Annotated in this window: 20 protein-coding genes; 6 read left to right on the top strand and 14 right to left on the bottom strand. The window is 50.3% G+C overall.

The features are described 5' to 3' along the window. Positions 1 to 71 precede the first annotated feature (71 nt). Positions 72 to 530: a dUTP diphosphatase gene (gene dut / locus I2123_RS01410; RefSeq protein ID WP_213051628.1), complete on the bottom strand. Its 459-nt coding sequence runs from the start codon at positions 528 to 530 to the stop codon at positions 72 to 74. Then, entirely contained in the window at positions 508 to 1,725 is a 1,218-nt protein-coding gene (gene coaBC / locus I2123_RS01405; RefSeq protein WP_213052451.1) for a bifunctional phosphopantothenoylcysteine decarboxylase/phosphopantothenate--cysteine ligase CoaBC, read from the bottom strand. Before coaBC ends, dut begins: the two co-directional genes overlap by 23 nt. Positions 1,726 to 1,907: 182 nt before the next feature. On the opposite strand from coaBC, the gene radC reads away from it, so the two are divergent. From radC to mutM, 4 genes are all read left to right on the top strand, one after another. Next, a complete protein-coding gene (gene radC, locus I2123_RS01400) occupies positions 1,908 to 2,588 on the top strand; it encodes a RadC family protein (protein ID WP_112165165.1) in 681 nt (226 codons plus the stop codon). Positions 2,589 to 2,854: 266 nt separating this feature from the next. Further along, a complete protein-coding gene (rpmB, locus tag I2123_RS01395) occupies positions 2,855 to 3,091 on the top strand; it encodes a 50S ribosomal protein L28 (RefSeq protein WP_004953342.1) in 237 nt (78 codons plus the stop codon). 11 nt (positions 3,092 to 3,102) lie between these two features. Continuing rightward, positions 3,103 to 3,270, top strand: a complete 168-nt coding sequence (rpmG, locus tag I2123_RS01390; protein WP_004392084.1) for a 50S ribosomal protein L33 — start codon at positions 3,103 to 3,105, stop codon at positions 3,268 to 3,270. 140 nt (positions 3,271 to 3,410) lie between these two features. Beyond that, a complete protein-coding gene (gene mutM, locus I2123_RS01385; protein WP_213051627.1) occupies positions 3,411 to 4,220 on the top strand; it encodes a bifunctional DNA-formamidopyrimidine glycosylase/DNA-(apurinic or apyrimidinic site) lyase in 810 nt (269 codons plus the stop codon). 8 nt (positions 4,221 to 4,228) lie between these two features. Here mutM and coaD read toward each other — a convergent pair whose 3' ends face one another. The 12 genes from coaD to rfaD form a co-directional block, all read right to left on the bottom strand. Then, positions 4,229 to 4,711 (bottom strand): pantetheine-phosphate adenylyltransferase, encoded by a 483-nt coding sequence (gene coaD / locus I2123_RS01380; RefSeq protein WP_112165161.1) that lies wholly within the window; start codon positions 4,709 to 4,711, stop codon positions 4,229 to 4,231. A gap of 6 nt (positions 4,712 to 4,717) precedes the next feature. After that, positions 4,718 to 5,485 (bottom strand): glycosyltransferase family 2 protein, encoded by a 768-nt coding sequence (locus I2123_RS01375; protein ID WP_112165159.1) that lies wholly within the window; start codon positions 5,483 to 5,485, stop codon positions 4,718 to 4,720. After that, the gene (gene waaA / locus I2123_RS01370; RefSeq protein ID WP_112165157.1) at positions 5,485 to 6,759 is read right to left on the bottom strand and encodes a lipid IV(A) 3-deoxy-D-manno-octulosonic acid transferase; all 1,275 of its coding nucleotides are present in this window, start codon (positions 6,757 to 6,759) and stop codon (positions 5,485 to 5,487) included. Before waaA ends, I2123_RS01375 begins: the two co-directional genes overlap by 1 nt. A 120-nt stretch (positions 6,760 to 6,879) precedes the next feature. Continuing rightward, positions 6,880 to 8,007, bottom strand: a complete 1,128-nt coding sequence (locus I2123_RS01365; protein WP_112165236.1) for a glycosyltransferase family 4 protein — start codon at positions 8,005 to 8,007, stop codon at positions 6,880 to 6,882. A gap of 4 nt (positions 8,008 to 8,011) precedes the next feature. Next, positions 8,012 to 9,094 (bottom strand): putative lipopolysaccharide heptosyltransferase III, encoded by a 1,083-nt coding sequence (gene rfaQ, locus I2123_RS01360; protein ID WP_213051626.1) that lies wholly within the window; start codon positions 9,092 to 9,094, stop codon positions 8,012 to 8,014. Between the two features lie 159 nt (positions 9,095 to 9,253). Continuing rightward, on the bottom strand, positions 9,254 to 10,261 hold the full coding sequence (locus I2123_RS01355; protein WP_244879870.1) for a glycosyltransferase: 1,008 nt from the start codon (positions 10,259 to 10,261) through the stop codon (positions 9,254 to 9,256). A 68-nt stretch (positions 10,262 to 10,329) separates the two neighbouring features. Beyond that, complete coding sequence (locus tag I2123_RS01350) at positions 10,330 to 11,577, bottom strand: O-antigen ligase family protein (protein WP_244879869.1); 1,248 nt, start codon at positions 11,575 to 11,577, stop codon at positions 10,330 to 10,332. Positions 11,578 to 11,612: 35 nt separating this feature from the next. Next, on the bottom strand, positions 11,613 to 12,617 hold the full coding sequence (locus I2123_RS01345; protein ID WP_213051624.1) for a glycosyltransferase family 8 protein: 1,005 nt from the start codon (positions 12,615 to 12,617) through the stop codon (positions 11,613 to 11,615). Then, positions 12,610 to 13,707 carry a glycosyltransferase family 9 protein gene (locus I2123_RS01340; RefSeq protein WP_112165148.1) on the bottom strand — a complete coding sequence of 366 codons (1,098 nt, stop codon included), beginning with the start codon at positions 13,705 to 13,707 and terminating at the stop codon, positions 12,610 to 12,612. Before I2123_RS01340 ends, I2123_RS01345 begins: the two co-directional genes overlap by 8 nt. A 2-nt stretch (positions 13,708 to 13,709) precedes the next feature. Then, complete coding sequence (gene rfaC, locus I2123_RS01335; RefSeq protein ID WP_213051623.1) at positions 13,710 to 14,693, bottom strand: lipopolysaccharide heptosyltransferase RfaC; 984 nt, start codon at positions 14,691 to 14,693, stop codon at positions 13,710 to 13,712. After that, on the bottom strand, positions 14,693 to 15,742 hold the full coding sequence (rfaF, locus tag I2123_RS01330) for an ADP-heptose--LPS heptosyltransferase RfaF (protein WP_213051622.1): 1,050 nt from the start codon (positions 15,740 to 15,742) through the stop codon (positions 14,693 to 14,695). The genes rfaC and rfaF overlap by 1 nt, the downstream gene beginning before the upstream one ends. A 30-nt stretch (positions 15,743 to 15,772) precedes the next feature. After that, entirely contained in the window at positions 15,773 to 16,705 is a 933-nt protein-coding gene (gene rfaD, locus I2123_RS01325; RefSeq protein WP_112165143.1) for an ADP-glyceromanno-heptose 6-epimerase, read from the bottom strand. A gap of 241 nt (positions 16,706 to 16,946) precedes the next feature. Between rfaD and I2123_RS01320 the strand changes: the two genes are divergently transcribed. Both I2123_RS01320 and tdh read left to right on the top strand, forming a co-directional pair. Further along, a complete protein-coding gene (locus I2123_RS01320; protein WP_112165141.1) occupies positions 16,947 to 18,143 on the top strand; it encodes a glycine C-acetyltransferase in 1,197 nt (398 codons plus the stop codon). Positions 18,144 to 18,152: 9 nt separating this feature from the next. Next, positions 18,153 to 19,175, top strand: coding sequence for an L-threonine 3-dehydrogenase (gene tdh / locus I2123_RS01315; RefSeq protein ID WP_213051621.1), 1,023 nt, complete (start codon positions 18,153 to 18,155; stop codon positions 19,173 to 19,175). Positions 19,176 to 19,223: the final 48 nt, after the last annotated feature.

Genomic DNA, 19,223 nt, shown 5'->3' with positions numbered 1-19,223 from the left:
GGTTGTTACGGTCTGATAGTGATAAGGATCTGTTTAATATCGCATCAAAATCTGCGGTGCTGAACAGGTTCTTATTGACGGCCTGAGTGGCCAAAACCACCTTCACCGCGTTCACTGGCGTCAAAATCTTCCACCAGATTGAATTCAGCCTGAACGACAGGCACAAAGACCATTTGAGCAATACGCTCGCCTGGCTCGATTACAAACGTTATCTGCCCGCGGTTCCAAACGGAAACCATCAGCTGACCCTGATAATCGGAGTCGATAAGCCCCACCAGATTGCCAAGAACTACGCCGTGTTTATGACCCAGACCGGAACGTGGCAGGATCACCGCCGCCAGATTCGCATCACCGATGTGGATAGCCAGACCGGTTGGCAAAAGTGTGGTTTCGCCGGGTTTGAGTTCAACAGAAGCATCCAGACAGGCGCGTAAATCCAGACCTGCGGACCCAGGCGTGGCGTAGGCAGGTAAAGGGAAAGTCGAACCGATGCGCGGGTCGAGAATTTTAATGTCGATTTTTTTCATCATAACGGCTGACAATCTCTTCTAATAAACGTTGACCAAGCAGGGACTTATCGCTGAGCGGTAAGATTTTATCCCCGTCCTGCCAAAAAAGATGCAGAGCATTGGTATCGGTATTGAAACCTTGCCCGGCAAGTGAAACGTCGTTGGCGCAGATCAGATCCAGATTCTTGCGGATCCTTTTTTGCCGCGCGTATTCTTCCACATTCTGGGTTTCGGCGGCAAACCCAACGACGTAGGGGCGCTGCTCTTTCAGTGCGGCAACGCCAGCTACAATGTCCGGGTTCTTGATCATTTTCACAGTGATTTCATCACCTTGCTTTTTGATCTTCTCATCGGCAATGAGCTCTGCACGGTAGTCCGCAACCGCGGCGCAGGAGATGAAAATATGCTGCGAGCCCACAGAATCATGGACGGCCTTTTGCATTTCCAGCGCGCTTTCCACATCAATACGGCGAACATTGGCAGGCGTAAGTTGCGTTACTGGCCCGGCGATAAGCGTGACATGCGCACCGCGGTCGGCAGCGGCTTTGGCAATGGCAAAACCCATCTTGCCTGAACTGTGATTACTGATGAAGCGTACCGGATCCAGCGCTTCGCGCGTCGGGCCGGCGGTCACCATGATGTTCAGATGCGCTAAATCTTTACGCGAGGAGAAATGGCTGTTCGCCATATCAACAATCACCAGTGGATCAAGCATCCGTCCCGGGCCGATATCGCCGCAGGCCTGACTGCCACTGTCCGGGCCCCATAATAAGGTGCCTCTGGCGGCAAGTCTTTGCAGATTTTCCTGTGTGACGGCCGCGCGATACATTTGCTGGTTCATTGCCGGTAGCACCGCAATAGGCGCTGCGGTGGCCAGACACACCGTGGACAGCAGGTCATTGGCCATGCCGGCAGCCATGCGGGCGAGTAAATCCGCCGTGGCGGGAGCGATCAGCACTAAGTCCGCCCATTTGCCTAACTCAATATGCCCCATCGCCGCTTCAGCCGCGGGATCAAGCAGGTCATCAGACACCGGATAGCCGGAAACGGCCTGCAGGCTCAGCGGCGTCACAAAAGATTTCGCCGCATCCGTCATGACCACGCGCACTTCTGCGCCCCGCTCACGTAAGCGACGTACCAGTTCTGGTGCTTTATAGGCAGCGATACCACCGCTGATACCGAGCACAATATGTTTGCCGGAAAGTCCCGTCATCATCATTGTCCGATTAATTGAAAGCCTGAAGAAGCGACATTTTAGCATAACGCGCAATGATGACAGCTATTGGCGATGCGGCGGAACAGGAGGAATAAAATTTCTGCGTGATGTCTCGCAGGCTGATGGTGCCAAAAAGCAGGAGGTCTGGCGCTGTGGCACAATCGCCGCGAAAAGGAGTCAAGATGACGAAATCACAAAGCGGCTGGCAAGATTCGTTGAAACCCCGCGAAAAATTATTAGAGCAGGGGGCGAAGGGATTGACCGATCAGGAACTGCTGGCGATTTATTTACGCATTGGTTCGCGAGGACAGCATGTGATGGAGCTGGCAAAGAATCTGCTCGACGAGTTCGGTTCGCTACATAAATTGCTTATGGCCGATTTTGACGCCATGTCGCGTATTAAAGGCATGGGGGTAGCGAAATTTGCCCAACTTGTTGCGGTCTCTGAGTTATCCCGTCGTGCCTATCTGCGACACCTTAGCGCTGAAAATGCCATGCTCAGCCCGGAGGTTATCAGGGAATATCTGCAGAATTTGCTGGTTTTTCGTGAAAGGGAGGTTTTTCTGGTACTTTTTCTCGACAACCAGCATCGGGTTATTCGCCATGAGGAGATGTTTGCTGGTACTATTGGGCACGTAGAAGTGTATCCTCGCGAAATTGTTCGTGGAGCGATGAAGGTTAATGCGGCAGCGTTAATTCTGGCGCATAATCATCCGTCCGGTCGGGCTGAACCCAGCCTGATGGACAGAAAAGTGACTGAACAAATTATTCGAGCGTGCCAACTGCTGGAAATTCGTGTTCTCGACCATTTGGTTGTAGGTCACGGAGAAACGGTGTCTTTTGCCGAACGCGGTTGGATTTAGCGTCGTTTTTTGAAGATCCTTTGGGATCTTTAGCTGTTCGGGACTTGAGCACTTACGCTACAGAGCGTATACTACGCCACCTTTGAGAATCTTGGGTTTGGCGTTAAGAGCCTATCTCAGCAGGTTTCATACCTGATGAAATGGTTTTTACCCGACGACAGTGAGTCGGTTCTCAGTGGAGTTTGCTGAGATGGGCTCTAAAAGCCTGACGAGGCGGCCATACCCTATACGAAGCTCGAGCTGATTTGATTTTTGGAGATATAGACATGTCCCGAGTCTGCCAAGTTACTGGCAAGCGCCCGGTGAGCGGTAACAACCGTTCCCACGCAATGAACGCGACCAAACGCCGTTTTCTGCCAAACCTGCACTCACACCGTTTTTGGGTTGAGGCTGAGAAGCGCTTTGTAACTCTGCGCGTATCTGCTAAAGGTATGCGTGTTATTGATAAGAAGGGTATTGAGACGGTCTTGGCCGATCTGCGTACCCGCGGTGAGAAGTATTAAGGAACTGAATCATGGCTAAAGGTGTTCGCGAGAAGATCAAGCTGGTTTCTTCTGCTGGTACTGGTCACTTCTATACCACTACGAAGAACAAGCGTACGAAGCCGGAAAAATTGGAACTGAAGAAATTCGATCCAGTTGTCCGTCAACACGTGATCTACAAAGAAGCTAAAATTAAGTAATTTTAGCGGATTAATAAAACCCGGCTCCGGCCGGGTTTTTTATTGCCTGAAATCCGGGATACCGGCCCGGAATGACTTTTGTTTGCCTGAGACCGACGTCTGCGACACACTCTGATTACGATTCTGTTACGGGAGAGGATATGCCTGAATTACCTGAAGTTGAAACCAGCCGCAGAGGGATTGAGCCCTATCTTAAAGGCCACACGATTATGCACGCCGTCGTGCGTAATTCGCGTTTGCGCTGGCCGGTCTCTGCGGAAATTTTGGCGTTAAGCGATCAGCCCGTTCTCAGCGTTCAGCGCCGTGCAAAATACCTGCTGGTAGAGCTCAACACGGGCTGGATCATCATTCATCTGGGAATGTCGGGCAGTCTGCGAGTATTGCCGGAAGAGACCGAGCCGGGCAAACACGATCACGTCGATTTGGTGATGGATACCGGCCATGTGCTGCGCTATACCGACCCGCGTCGTTTCGGCGCATGGCTTTGGTCTACCGATCTGGCAGGCAGCAACGTTCTGTCCCACCTGGGCCCTGAGCCGTTAAGTGAGGATTTCACGGCGGATTATCTGTTTCAAAAATCACGCACCAAGAAATCACCGATTAAGCCATGGCTGATGGATAACAAACTGGTGGTCGGCGTCGGGAATATCTACGCCAGCGAATCCCTGTTTGTCGCCGGAATTTCCCCTGACAGGCCCGCGCATTCACTAAAACGTGATGAAACCGCGTTGCTGGTCAGCACCATCAAAGCTGTGTTGTTACGCTCGATTGAGCAGGGTGGAACCACGCTGAAAGACTTTTTACAGTCGGATGGAAAACCGGGATATTTTGCGCAGGAATTGCAGGTGTATGGCCGCGCAGGAGAACCCTGCCGGGTCTGTGGCACGCTGATCGAGAGCAAAAAACATGCCCAGCGCACCACCTTTTTCTGCCCTCGCTGCCAGCGTTAGGCATGAACTCAGGCGCTGATTTTTTCCATCAGTGCCTGCGTGACTACCTGGGGCAGGAACGGGGTGATGTCACCGCCGTGACGGGCGACCTCTTTCACCAGCGAAGAAGAAATAAATGACCATTCCTTTGACGGCATCATAAACACGCTTTCCAGCGTAGGTAGCAAGTGCCGGTTCATGTTCGCCAGCTGCATCTCATATTCAAAATCAGACACTGCACGTAAGCCCCGCACCAGCACATTCGCCCCTTGTGCTTTGGCGAAGTTCGCCATTAAGTCGCTGAAACCAATGACTTCAACGTTCTTCAGATGTGAAGTGACCTGTGTCGCCAGCGCAACGCGTTCTTCCAGCGTAAACATCGGTTTTTTGCTCGGGCTGGCGGCAATCGCCAGAATAACGTGATCGAACATCAATGCCGCACGGCTGACGATATCGAGATGCCCGTTAGTCATCGGATCAAAAGTGCCGGGATAAATCGCTTTAGTGCTCATACTGGCTCACTTTTGCAGTTGGTGGCTGAGTGCCCACAGGGCAGCATATTTATTGAAAGTATACTGTGCATTGACGCCCGCCAGAATCAGCCCCTGTTTGCCGTCCAGAAAACCGGCGCGCAGGATCCAGGTTTTCACAAACGCGCCCAGCGTATGAGAAATCACCGAGAAGAAACTGCAACGACGCCCCTGTTGATGACGCTGTATGGCCCAGGCTTCGGCATAGCTAAGCTGTTTGCGCTGAAAAGCGAAGAAATCACGGCAGGTCAGGTGCAGCAAATCACCCTGCAATGGAACGACATTCGCGTCTTTCGTCATAAGGGATTCATGAACGAGATCATCGTTATAACGAAAATTGGCAGGATAAAGGCGGTTCACGCGATCCGGATACCAGCCGCTGTGACGCATAAACTTTCCGAGAAACAAGTTACTGCGGCCAAGGCTATACACGGTATTTTCCGGCGGATTATGAAGGACGTTTTCAACCGACTGGCGAAGTTCAGGTGATACCCGTTCATCAGCATCGATCATCAAAATGTAGTCGCCAGTAGCATGGCTTTGCGCCAGCTGGCGCTGTTTGCCAAAGCCTGGCCAGTCCGTATTCGCAAAGACTTTTGCGCCAAACCCGCGCGCAACGTCCAGCGTCCCGTCTTCACTGCCGGAATCCAGCAGGATGATTTCGTCCGCCCAGGAGACTGATTCCAGACATTCGGCTAATAAACCGGCTTCGTTGCGTGCAATCAGTACGACCGATAAGCGTTTTTTGTCAGCCATCAATGACCCCGGACAGGCAGGTAAGGCTCCAGTAAATGCAATAGTCGTTGCAGTGCACCCTGGTTCTGGTGCAGCACTTCAACGGCGTGACGCCCGTAGTACAGACGATAGTCTTCGTCTGTCAGCAGCGTGGAAATCTCTTTCACCAGTGATGCGGTATCAGTGACGGTGATCAGACCATCGTCCTGAGCCAGTTTGGCACAAATATCTTTGAAGTTGATGGTGTGCGGCCCCATCAGCACCGGGATAGCATGCGCCGCAGCTTCCAGCGGGTTATGTCCACCGCGTTCTACCAGACTGCCGCCGACGAAGGCCAAATCAGCGATTCCGTACAGCAACATTAATTCACCCATGGTGTCGCCGATAACGACCTGTGTCCCTGAGGAGGGAACTTCACCGGTGCTGCGCTGTGTGAACGTCAGACCGGCTTTACGGGTGAGTTCACAAGCCACCGGGAAACGCTCCGGATGTCTCGGCACCAGAATAAGCAGCAACGTGGGATGGTTTTTCAGTAACTCTTTATGCGCTTCCAGCAGCAGGGTTTCTTCACCCTCGTGCGTACTGGTCGCAATCCACACCTGACGGCGCGATGCCCACTGGCTGCGCAATGCGATGGCTTTAGCCGCCAGCTCCGGGGTGACGGAAATATCAAATTTCAGGCTGCCGGTAACGGCGAGCTGATTGCGCTTCAGGCCTAAAGACAGGAAACGCTCGCCATCTTCCTGATTTTGCGCGGCAATAAGAGTGATGCGTTGCAAAATAGTACGAATGAATTTGCCGAGTTTTTGGTAACCCCTGGCGGAGCGGGCGGAAAGACGTGCATTGGCAATGACCAGAGGGATTTTACGGCGATGCAGGGCGCTGATGAGGTTTGGCCACAGCTCGGTTTCCATGATGATAACCAGTTTGGGGTTCACTTCATCAAGGAAGCGATTGACCGAACCTGCCAGATCATAGGGTAGATAAACGTGATGTACGCCTTTGCCAAATGCAGACTGAACGCGTTCGGAGCCTGTCGGTGTCATCGTTGTGACAGTAATGGGTAACGACGGATAGCGATGGCGCAATGCACGCACCAAAGGGATTGCCGCCAGTGTTTCGCCAACGGAGACAGAATGCAGCATGATGCCGCCAGGCACGACTTTACCTTTGCAAAAGCCATAACGTTCAGCCCAACGTTTACGGTAGGCCGGTGATTTACGGCTGCGTAAAAGTAAACGGATCCAAATTAATGGCTGAATTAAATATATGATTATATTGTAAAAAATATTCATTTTTTATGAGGCATTGCGTTAGGGAAAGTCAATTTCATAGAGTGAACATAATCCCGGCGGTTAGATAGGCACATGGTATCAGATAAGTGCTATCGACTCATCATGCCTGCGTAAACGTCATCAGATAAGCAGCGAGTGATACAGCGCCACCAGCTGTTGTGAAAGGTTTTTAGGTGAATAAGGCAATATGCGTTCTCTGGCGGCGCGGCCCATTGCGGCATTTTCCACAAGGGAAGGGATTTTCTTCACATATTCATTGAGTCTGGCTACGTCCAGGGCATCGCAAACATAGCCCTCATGCCCTTCAGTGATGAACTCTGCACCACCACAGGTCTGGCTGGTGATGACCGGCAAACCACAGGCCATCGCTTCGAGGATCACGTTGGGGAACGGGTCATACAGCGTCGGCAGGATCATGCCGTCAGCGGCGTGATAATAAGGCAGCACGTTATTTTGCACGCCCATAAAGCGGATGCGATCAAAACACCCAAGCTGGCGTGCCAGAGTTTCATATTTCTTCTGCGATTTATCCTGGCCGACGACGATGAGATAGCGGTCACTGGACGCTATGGCCTGAATCGCAGGTTTTAGCCCTTTACGCTCAAAACCTGATCCCACATAAATCAGTGTGACAGCCTGTTCCGGGATAGACATTTCTGCCCGCGCTGTGCGGCGTTGCTCTTGCGTTGCAGGTGTAAATTTCTCAGCATCGATGGCGTTATAGATAACCTCGAAGCGGGAAGCATCTACACCATAGCACCGCATGATGTCGCGCTTTACCATCTCCGAGTTACAGATGATTTTTTTCAATTGCGCAGAGTGAAACATCTCTTCTTCGGCACGTAACACGTAGCGATGATACGGGCTGAGACGCGTAAGAAAGCGCTGAGCCGGGGAGATAACCCGTGCGCGCTGTTCCAGCCAGACGCGGTGTGCGCCATCGCCGGCGCGGAAAATATCACAGCCCGGTATACGTTCATGGCTTTGGACGATATCGAACTGTGCGGCTTGCCAGCATTTCTGCGCTGCTACCGCGAAGCCTTTCTCCCGTGAGACCCGACCCTGTTTTGCAGGATTACACAGGTGAATTTTCCACTTTGGATTGGGTTTGCCTTCCCATTGACGGGTAATGATATTGAGCTCGATATTCTGATCGTCCAGAGCCTCAAGCGCGCGGGAGATGAAGCGCTCGGCTCCGCCATCCGGGCGGTATTTCTGCCTGACGATCGCCAGCCTGATAGTCTTCATAGCATCAGCCATGCAAATAACTCCTGGCAGCATCCAGCACATCGCTGACCGGAATGGCGTGCAGATAACGTTGCTTTGTTTTCGTATCGATGGAATCGGGCGTTGGCAGCGGCGCGTAATCACCGGCCCAAATTGTGGTGTTATTGTTGCCCCACGGACGCCAGTGCTGCATTTTCGTTGGCCCGAATAACGCGACGCAAGGCGTATTCAACGCCGCAGCCATGTGCATTGGCGCAGAATCTACCCCAATAAACAGTTTTGCGCCGTCAATCATGGCAGCCAGTTGCGTCAGTGATAACTGACCAGCGACAGAAATTACCTGAGGATTATGTGTGAGATCCTGAATCTTACGCACCATCTCCAGCTCTTTTTTATCGGGGCCGGCCGTCATGACGACAGTCATTCCTGTATCGCCTAAACCGTCGATGACACTGGCAAATTTTTCGTCGTCCCAGCATTTAAAAATCCAGCGTGAGGTAGGCTGAATGACAATATATCCGCCGTCGACCTTATTCTTCTTCAGCAACTGCTGGCAGAATGCCTTATCGCTTTCTGAATAATGCATAGACGTTTGGGCATCTTCGACAGAAAGACCGAGCGCGGACAGAATCGACATGTTCTGCTCAACAGTATGCAATTTGCTGTGGTTTTCAGTGGTCACCAGATGAGTATGACCCGCGCGCCAGAGCAAAGATCGGCGTTTTTTGTAGTCAAAGCCCAGCCGTACCTTCGCGCCCGTGAGCATCGAAAGCAGGGAACTGCGCCACTGATCGGCGAGGTTGATGACCAGGTCATAATGCCGCGCACGCACGGCTTTAAGTAACAGCAACTCCTGCTTCAGCTGATAGCGAAGGCCTTGTTTTTTCCATGTCCTGTCAATGACATGGATAACGGAGAGGGCAGGATGTTCGCTCAGAATTGGTCGTGTTTCTTTATATAAAAGCACGTCAATTTCAGCATCAGGATAATGTTGGTGGAGCCTGTTTATCACCGGCGTCGTCAGCACCATATCTCCGTGATGACGGAGTTTGACCAGCAGAATTCTTCTGGGGGTGAACGCTGCATATTTGGCTTCGGAGTTAGGCATTCTATTATCTGATTTAGAAGATAGTGAGTTGATTCTAGGTGAAGAATCGAATGCTGTGAAGTTATTTATCTGGCTGATATAGAAAGATAAATAACTTCGTTTGTGAATGAGTTATAACGCAGTTACAGACGTAAAAGAATCATCTCTTTCTGAAACATCTTAAGCGAGTTTGTTGCGCAGCGTGTGAAGGCGTTTTAGCCACAGCAACAATTGCCACCACTGCTTAGGGCCACGCGCATTACGCATCATTATCTGGCGTGTGCCGCTGGAGTAGATATCGTCAATCATGGCCTTTTGCGCGGCAGGATCGGGTTCCCGGCGGACGGAGTGACACACGGTCAATGCTTCGCGGGTCACCTGTCTTGGAAACTCAGAATAGATTTTGATTTTGCTTTTGTAACGCTGATTCAGCTCATCGAGCATTTTGGCAATCTTTAGGTAGTGCCTCTGATACTCAACATTTTTCATCCCGGTACGTTTCTGGTTACTGATTGACTGCCCATGGATGTAATAACGATAAAGTATTTTTTGGGTATATCTTACGCGCTGAGCGTTGAACATGACCTCGGTCGTCCAGGGAATATCCTGATGATGTAAACCGGGTTCAAAATAGAGCTGGTGCTTCTTAATCAGCGCAAGACGATAAACACCGAGCCAGACAACGTGCAGATAGCGGTTGGTTGCCAGAGCCGTTTTAAGCCAGGTGGGACCATCCATCACTGCCGTGGATGTTAAACGGTCAACTGGAATAATCGGTTTTACTTTTTCCGACCCGACGAAGTAACGCTCACCGTTGCACTGTGCGACATCTAAATCATCCTGTTCACACATATCAATTAACGCCTGGTACATCTGCGGATTGAGTATGTCATCGGCATCGGGGAAGGTGACATAACGCCCTTTGGCGATATTTAAACCGGCATTGCGCGCACGGGAAACGCCACCGTTAGGCTGACTGATGACCGTAATATGCTGATGTTTTTCGGCATATTCTCGTGCAACCTGCTCGGAATTATCGGTTGAACCATCATTCACAATGATGATTTCAAGGCTGCTCAGCGTCTGCGCGACCAACGAATCCATAAAGTTTCTGAACATCTCCCCTGCGTTGTATAAGGGGATGATCGCGCTAAGCCTGATGTCTTCAGGCATCGTTGTCGGGGTCATATCCACAATTTCCACTGATAAGGATGACAAGCAAACGGGGAGTCAGCTTGGCGTACTCCCCGTAAAAATCACTTTTTCTCTGACGAAATGCGGTGACACATTCTCAGCATCAGCAAGTAACCAAACACCAGCACAACAAAATACGGTGATTCACGATTATAGAACTGAGTATCACCCTGACTGAAATAAATTACCGGCACCGAGAGTAGTAAGAACTCGTATCCTTTGGGTACCAGTTTGAAGGGATACAGCAATAAAACCGCGAAGAACAACAGCATAATGATGCCGCCAAAAATCCCCTGCAAGGAGAGCGTATCGATAATGTCATTGTGCAGATGGAATTGCAGGTTACGGATTGCTTCCGGATTACCGCCTTCATGCTGATTGATGAAGGTGGTTGCCAGAGCGTTACGGCTATCCGCTGATTGACCCAGCGGATGTTGTTTAAATACATCTATTCCGGCACGCCACATTGAAAAACGAGCACCAACAGATGTATTGCGGTCGCCCTGATTATAGGAGGTAATTTCGGTTTGGAGATTATCAATACGGTCTAACACCCTGTTGTAATAAGGGTGTCCAGAGATAGCCCCGGCCAGAATTAAACCACCAATAGCGAAGCCGTAAATTATTTTCGAGGTATGAGAGCTTTTGGCAAAATCGAGAATAACGCTGCCAGCACTAAATAGTACAAACAGCATAATGGCTGAGCGGGTTTCTGTTGCCGCCAGTACAGCAAAAGTCATTGTCATGACAATCAGACAGGCGAGTCTGTAGTGTTTCAGCACATAGTACTTCAGGCTATACATCAGCAGAAGTGAGAAAATAGTGAAGGTATACGCCCCGGATGTGGGGGCATCAGAGTTGATTTTTATTCTTTCGCCGGTTTTTAAATAAAAAACAATATGCGAAACCGAAATAACGATAAAAAGCAACGTCATGATTGTGACACCAATACGCAACGTTAGAATGGATAATTTCCACTTGTGTAAATTATGTTCTATCGCGTAAAGGACAAAGGCTGCCAAGATCAGCCTTTTACCGCTGATCTGATAATGGTAAGCAATTAACGGATACTGTTCATTTGTAGTTAACATTACCCAAAGTAATTTACTGAGGCCCAATGCAAAAACAATCCATGAGAAAAGGTAAAAATGGATTTTCTTTTCTTTTTTTAAGGTAATGAAGATGAAATAGATAATGGCGATATAGGTGATGATGTAGAAAAAGTTACGTGTAACCTCACCTGAGTACATAAAAAATGAAATGGATATCGATATAAACAGGAAGAAAATTGCAGCCAGTTTATCGTCCATGGATATCTTATTAATTGCTGACAGCGAGTTCCTGATCATAAAGAGTGATTCCTAAAAACCTTACTGTTCATATACTTAACCATCCAGCGTAAGCTGTTCATATATTGACGTTCGTGCCAGAGTGCTTGCGCATAACGTTTCATCTCTTTGTAAGAAACCGGCATGTCATGAGGAACGTTACGCCATGGTGATTTCTCATAGTACTGATCATAAAGACTGGCTAATTCACCCATTCCCCAACGATGCCACGGCTTACATTTACCTGTGTAATGAATCAGGATTGTATCCTCCGGAACGGGTGTTTTCTTCCCCACTTTATTGAGGATAATGTCGCAGACAAGGTTGTATTTTTTAGGTAGCAATAAAACTTCATGCTCAAGAGCAATGTTAAGCGCATCCTGATCCGGGAACTTGAGTTCTGTTCCATGAATCGCCAACGTCTGAATAATTCTCTCTGTCGTTTTTTTATTAATCCATACCGGAATATTGATATACAAAAAACCAGAGTTAAAATAGTTGCCGCTGGTCAGGCCTAAGTTGGGGCACAGTTTGTTACGCGCCCGCTCGGTGTCATTTACCGCAGCCAGTGTGTAACGGCTGATATCCTTTTCGTGAAGTTCTTTATAACTGCCCAAACATAATGTGTCAGCATCCAGGTAAAAGAATTTTGATGTGACATCAGCAAGAATATAAGGTGTAAAAAGGCGGTAATAAATCGCCTGAGGATAGCGGCCTATTAACGGTAAATCAGCAAATGCAGACTCTTTGAATACATAACAGGTGATGGCTAAAGAATGACCTATGGCCAGTTCGAGAAGCCGGGATTTTGATTTTTCATCCAACGGACTGCCAAACACGTGAATATGGAAAGCTAAGTCAGGATTATTTTCCAGAATCGAAAACACAGTGATGCCCATACCGCGCGCATACGCGTTATTGATGCCGAAGGCGATATGGACAACCGGCAATTCTGAAACCCCTAAATTGTTAACGAGCTCTTCTTTGTGCTCAAGATAACTCAGGTATTCCTGATTAGGCATGGTTCTGTTCCTGACCTGTTTTGCTGATGACAAAAGAACGTATCTGATTCAACTGTACATCACTGAGCGAAAAGAGTTCTTCCGCGCTGTGTCTGAACGTATAAGGCGCTGAGAAAATAAAGGATTCCGGCGCGAGCTTTGGATCTTCCGGGGTTAAAATTAACGGCGCAAACGTCGGATGTTGTTCAGCCAAATCACAAGGGCCTGCGAGGCAAACCACCGGCGTTTCTACGGCATCGGCGATATAAATATTACCCGAGTCAGAAGCGATATACACATCCATCTGCGAGATGGCATGAGGCACTTCATGTAATTTTAACTGACCAATCAGACTGATAATGTGTTCACTGTCAGTCAGTTTTGCGAGGAGCTGGTCGAGATAGGGTTGTTCATTCTCAGGGCCAAAAACGTAAAACTGACAAGGTAAACCGTGCAGACAATTGAGAATTTTTATCCATACATCAGTCGGAATGGTTTTTGCTTTGTTCCCTGCAGAAATACTGATGCCGATTTTTATCTGCTGATTCTTTGCCAGTGCTGGCAGCGTTTGTTCCGGAACCCACAATGGCCAGGTAGCATGCTTTTTGTAGCTATCGGCGGTAAACGCGGGGTCGGCCAGTTTCAGGTAACTTTCCAGAGTGAAATCTGTTTTTCTGTGCAGGCGAACAATATCTGCGGTCTGATAAAAAATGCTGTGGTACCACTTGCGGGTATATGCGATCAGAAAAGCTTTTCCCGCCGCATTACAGAATGCGGCATAGAAAGCATTCACACTGTTTGGTTGAAGCAGATACACGTTGTCGTAGCGATTGAGTAAATGGAATGCGAGACGAATCTTACTGAGTAAGGATTTTTTGTAATCTTCAATCAGATAAATGGAATCAATCGTTGCATCGTGTTCTGCCAGCGGCAAAACCGTTTTACTGATCAGTACGTCAGATTTCTTTAAATGCTTCAGGAGCGGCGTAATATTAACGAAATCCCCAATCTTAGCGGTTTGGATCACCAGATTGCGCCCGGTACGTCGATGAAAAGGTTTCATCAGCATTTTGAACGGCCACAGCAAGATAAAAATTATCACGTAGCTCATGGTCAGTTCGTTTCCTTTTCGACGGACATCACGGCATTCAGCTGCTCAAATACGCGTTCAGCCGGCAGATTTTCCAGCGAGTTTTTCTCAGCTTTCAGGATGAACTGATTTTGTCCGTAACCACCAATTAATCCCGGATCTGTGGGTCCGTAGAGCGTGATATTAGGACGATCCAGTGCCGCAGTCAGATGGCTTAAGCCGGTATCGACGGAGATGACAGCTTTCGCGCCAGCCAGTACTTCGGCGACTTTTTCCAGGCTTAACTTTGGCAGAACGTCCACGTGCGGGAAACCTTCCGCCAGACGCAGCGCTCGCTGATACTCGTGCTCTGCGCCCCAGGGAAGTTTTATGCGAAGTTGTTGCGCACTGAGCATGCCGATTAACTCCCGCCAGTGTGCTTCCGGCCAGTGTTTATCTGCACGCGTCGTCGCGTGGAGAAATACCAGATACTGACCTGCATCAGCGGGAAGGTGTGACAGGAAGCGTGCCGCGATGGCGTAATCACCCTGAGCGGAGGGTTTCTCATAGCCCAGACTTTTGGCAAACAGTTCTCTGGTGCGCTCAACCGCATGCTGTTTCTTATCAATTTCATGACGATGATTGTAGAACCAGCTGGCAAAGGGCTCGCGGGCACTTTTGCAGTCCTGCCCGTGTTTTTCACCTTTAGCGACGCGGGTGATCAGTGCTGCGCTTTTGATCAAACCCTGTGCGTCGATGACGGCATCATAAGTCTGAGACTGAACTTCACGTTTGAAGTCACAGCGTTGCTGACGGGTTTCAGACCCGAACCAGTTTTTTCGCCAGCGTCGTATGGCGACCGGAATCACGCGATCGACCGCCGGATGCCAGCCCGGGATCTGTGTAAAACCTTCTTCGACGACCCAGTCAAAGCGGATCCCCGGAATAGCCTGTAACGCATCTGTCAGTGCAGGAAGCGTGTGCAATACGTCACCCATTGACGATGTTTTGACGATGAGAACCCGCATTACTGCTCCTTCCTTGTGCTCAGTAACAGGTTTAGTTCCTGATACACCTGCTCTGGCTGAATATCGATCAAGCTTTGATGATAACCTTCTTCAGCATCACCTTTGCGGACTTTATGATAGCCGGTGATCAGGCGGATAACTTTTGCCTGATGGCTGAGCGGTGGTGTGAAATCAGGACTGCTTGGGCCGTAGAGCGCAACAAGGGGCTTATCCAGCGCAGCTGCGACGTGCATCAGGCCTGAGTCATTACTGACAACGGCGTTGCAGGCAGCAATCATCACTACCGCCTGATCCAGCGAGGTTTTTCCGGCCAGATTAAGACAGAAAGGCTGTGCGTTTTCAGTCAGCGCAAGGCGAATTTGCTCGCCTGCGGCATGGTCTTTGGCGGAGCCAAACAAAACCACCTGTTGGCCTTCGGCGATCAGTTTTTCTGCTAACGCTGCGTAATGATAATGCGGCCAACGTTTTGCCGGGCCAAATTCTGCGCCGGGGCAAAAACCAATTAAAGGCCGGTCATTATTGACAGATAATGCCCTTTTAACGGCAATGACTTCTGCTTCAGAGACCTGCAATTTCGGCCACAGAATTGGCTGCGGCAGATCTGCGGCTGTGCGGATTTGCGCAGCATCGTATCCCAGCGCGGCGTAGCGCTGAACCATCAGGGGGAAACCGGCCTTATCCAACACGCGTATATCGTTAAGCAGGCCGTAGCGCATTTCGCCTCGCCAACCGGTGCGCACAGGAATGCGCGCAAAGAAGGGCACCAGCGCGGATTTGAACGAGTTGGGCAACACGTAGGCGCGCTGATAACGTTCGTTGCGCAGAGAAATGCCCAGACGGCGGCGCTCACCCAATTCCAGTGCGCCATGACCCAGCGGCATCGCCAGCGCCTGATTCACTTCAGGCATTCTGTCGAGCAGCGGACGGCACCATGCGGGTGCCATCACGTCAATTTGTGCGTCCGGGTGCGCCACTTTCAGGGTGCGGTAAAGACTTTGTGACATCATCATGTCACCGACCCATGACGGCCCAATTACCAGTATTTTCATACCGTTAATCCATTCCTCAATGTGCGGTTCTTAGACTGTGCGGTTGAGCCAGCTCATGTATTCCGTCACACCTTCGGCAACCGTTTTGAACGGCTTGTCATAACCCGCTTTACGCAGAGCCGTCATATCAGCCTGCGTGAAAGACTGGTAACGACCTTTCAGTTTTTCCGGGAAGGGAATGTATTCGATATCGCCCGATTTGTGATAGGCCACGACGGCATCCGCTACAGCCTGGAAAGATTCTGAACGGCCGGTGCCGCAGTTGAAAATACCGGAAACGCCGTTCTGCCAGAACCACAGGTTTACCGCCGCCACATCACCTACATAGATGAAATCACGTTTAAACCCTTCGCTGCCAGAGAACAATTTAGGATTCTCACCGGCGTTGATTTGGTTATTCAGATGGAATGCAACGCTGGCCATGCTGCCTTTATGACCTTCACGTGGGCCATAAACGTTGAAGTAGCGGAAACCGCAGATCTGAGATTCAGCGTGCGGCAAAATTTCACGAACATACTGGTCAAACAGGAACTTAGAGTAACCGTACACGTTCAGCGGTTGCTCGTACTGACGTTCTTCAACAAAGCTGGTGCTCTGGCTGCCGTAGGTCGCAGCGGAAGAGGCGTACAGGAAAGGAATGCTACGGTCGAGACAGAAATGCAGGATATCTTTCGAATACTGATAGTTGTTATCCATCATGTATTTGCCGTCCCACTCCGTGGTGGACGAGCACGCGCCTTCATGGAAGATTGCGTCGATATCACCCAGATCATCGCCGGCAACGATGCTGGCGATGAAGTCTTCTTTATCGCAGTAATCCGCAATATCCAGATCGACCAGATTGACGAATTTGGTGCCGTCTTTCAGGTTATCGACCACTAAAATATCGCGATATCCCATATCATTGAGCGATTTAATAATATTGCTGCCGATAAAACCAGCGCCGCCAGTGACGATTATCATGGGACTCACCTTTAATCATTTTAAAATCACGCACCATGCGTGATTTATACAGTTGGCAATATCATAACACTTCATTATGAAGCTCACATTGGGAAGGTGTCCGATAACACGCATTCTTATGTTTCAGGGCGTAAGGCGTGAACTATGCTGCAAAATGAAGATATTGTGAGCGTTTTCATCGTTATTTCATATACAGATTAGTAATGTATTCCGTGAATGAGTCATTTCAGGAGAATACTGTATGTCTGTTTCGTTTTATCGCCAATTGGAAGACCAGCTCGATCAGGCGCGGGTTGATGGATTGTTTAAGGAAGAACGCATTCTCACCACGCCGCAGCAGCCAGAGGTTTCGGTTGCCGGTGGTAAGCCGGTCATTAATTTTTGCGCGAATAACTATCTCGGGCTGGCGAACCATCCCGCATTAATCCAGGCCGCGAAAGCCGGGCTCGACAGCCACGGTTTTGGCATGGCCTCGGTGCGTTTTATCTGCGGCACACAAGATACGCATAAACAACTCGAACATCGTCTGGCGGATTTTCTCGGTATGGACGATGCCATTCTGTATTCCTCCTGTTTCGACGCTAACGGCGGTTTATTTGAAACGCTGTTAGGTGAAGAAGATGCGATTATCTCCGATGCGCTTAATCATGCGTCGATAATTGACGGTGTGCGTCTTTGCAAAGCCAAACGCTATCGTTATGCCAACAACAATATGGCGGAGCTGGAAGCGCGTTTACAGCAGGCGAAAGATGAGGGTGCGCGGCACATTCTGGTCGCGACCGACGGTGTCTTTTCCATGGACGGCGTGATTGCCAACCTCAAGGGCGTATGCGATCTGGCCGAGCGTTTCGATGCGCTGGTGATGGTCGATGATTCCCATGCCGTCGGCTTTGTCGGCGCCGAGGGTCGGGGAACACACGAATATTGTGACGTCATGGGCCGCGTGGACATTATCACCGGCACGCTCGGCAAAGCGCTGGGTGGCGCATCTGGCGGTTACACGGCGGCGCGGCAGGAAGTGATCGACTGGCTGCGTCAGCGCTCGCGTCCCTATCTCTTCTCGAATTCTCTGGCGCCGTCGATTGTTGCTGCGTCTCTTGAAGTTTTGTCGATGCTCGAAAAAGGCAGCGAATTGCGTGAGAAGCTTCTCTCCAATTCCAAACTGTTTCGCGAAAAAATGACCACTGCCGGTTTTACGCTGGCCGGTGCCGATCACGCCATTATCCCGGTCATGCTCGGCGAAGCGCGTCTGGCGCAGGATTTCGCCGCTCAGTTGCAACAGGAAGGCATTTACGTTACCGGTTTCTTTTATCCGGTGGTGCCACAGGGACAGGCGCGGATTCGTACCCAAATGTCCGCGGCGCATACCACGGAACAGATCGAACAAGCCGTTGACGCCTTCACCCGTATCGGCAAAAAACTTGGCGTGATCGCCTGAGGAGTGTCCATGAAAGCGTTAGCAAAACTGAAACGTGAAGAAGGTATCTGGATGACCGATGCGCCGGTGCCGGAGTTAGGGCACAACGATTTGCTGATCAAAATCCGCAAAACGGCGATCTGCGGCACTGATGTGCATATTTATAATTGGGACGCATGGTCACAAAAAACTATTCCGGTGCCGATGGTGGTCGGGCATGAGTATGTCGGCGAAGTGGTCGGGATCGGGCAGGAAGTTAAAGGCTTCACTCTGGGTGACCGTGTTTCCGGCGAGGGGCACATCACCTGCGGGCATTGCCGTAACTGTCGCGGGGGTCGCACGCATCTTTGCCGTAATGCGCAGGGTGTGGGCGTTAACCGTCCGGGGGCATTTGCGGAATATCTCGTTTTGCCGGCGTTCAATGCTTTTAAAATACCTGACAACATTTCAGATGATCTGGCCGCGATTTTCGACCCGCTCGGTAATGCGGTGCACACCGCGCTGTCGTTTGATCTGGTTGGCGAGGATGTGTTGATCAGCGGCGCCGGGCCGATCGGCATCATGGCCGCGGCCATTTGCAAACACGTCGGCGCGCGTCACGTGGTCATTACTGACATGAACGAATACCGGCTGGAACTGGCGCGCAAAATGGGCGTTACGCGGGCGGTCAATGTGAGCCAGCAGAGCCTGCCTGAGGTGATGGAAGAGCTGGGCATGACCGAAGGGTTTGATGTCGGCCTGGAAATGTCAGGCGCTCCCGCCGCCTTTCGCAGCATGCTCAGTGCGATGAACCACGGTGGCCGTATTGCGATGCTGGGTATTCCTTCGGCTGAAATGGCGATCGACTGGAATCAGGTGATCTTCAAAGGGCTGTTTATCAAAGGGATTTATGGCCGTGAAATGTTTGAAACCTGGTACAAAATGGCGGCGCTGATCCAGTCGGGATTAGACCTCACGCCACTGATTACTCATCATTTCCCGATTGATGACTTCCAGAAAGGCTTCGACGCCATGCGTTCTGGCCATTCCGGAAAAGTGATCCTGGACTGGTAACATTCTCTGAAATGACAAAGGCCCGCTAAATCAGCGGGCCTTCTGTTC

Source organism: Rahnella inusitata (assembly GCF_018288855.1).
In the GTDB taxonomy this organism is placed as follows: domain Bacteria; phylum Pseudomonadota; class Gammaproteobacteria; order Enterobacterales; family Enterobacteriaceae; genus Rahnella; species Rahnella inusitata.
Note: the sequence above shows the minus strand (reverse complement) of the source record. Positions and strands in the feature narration are given on the sequence as shown.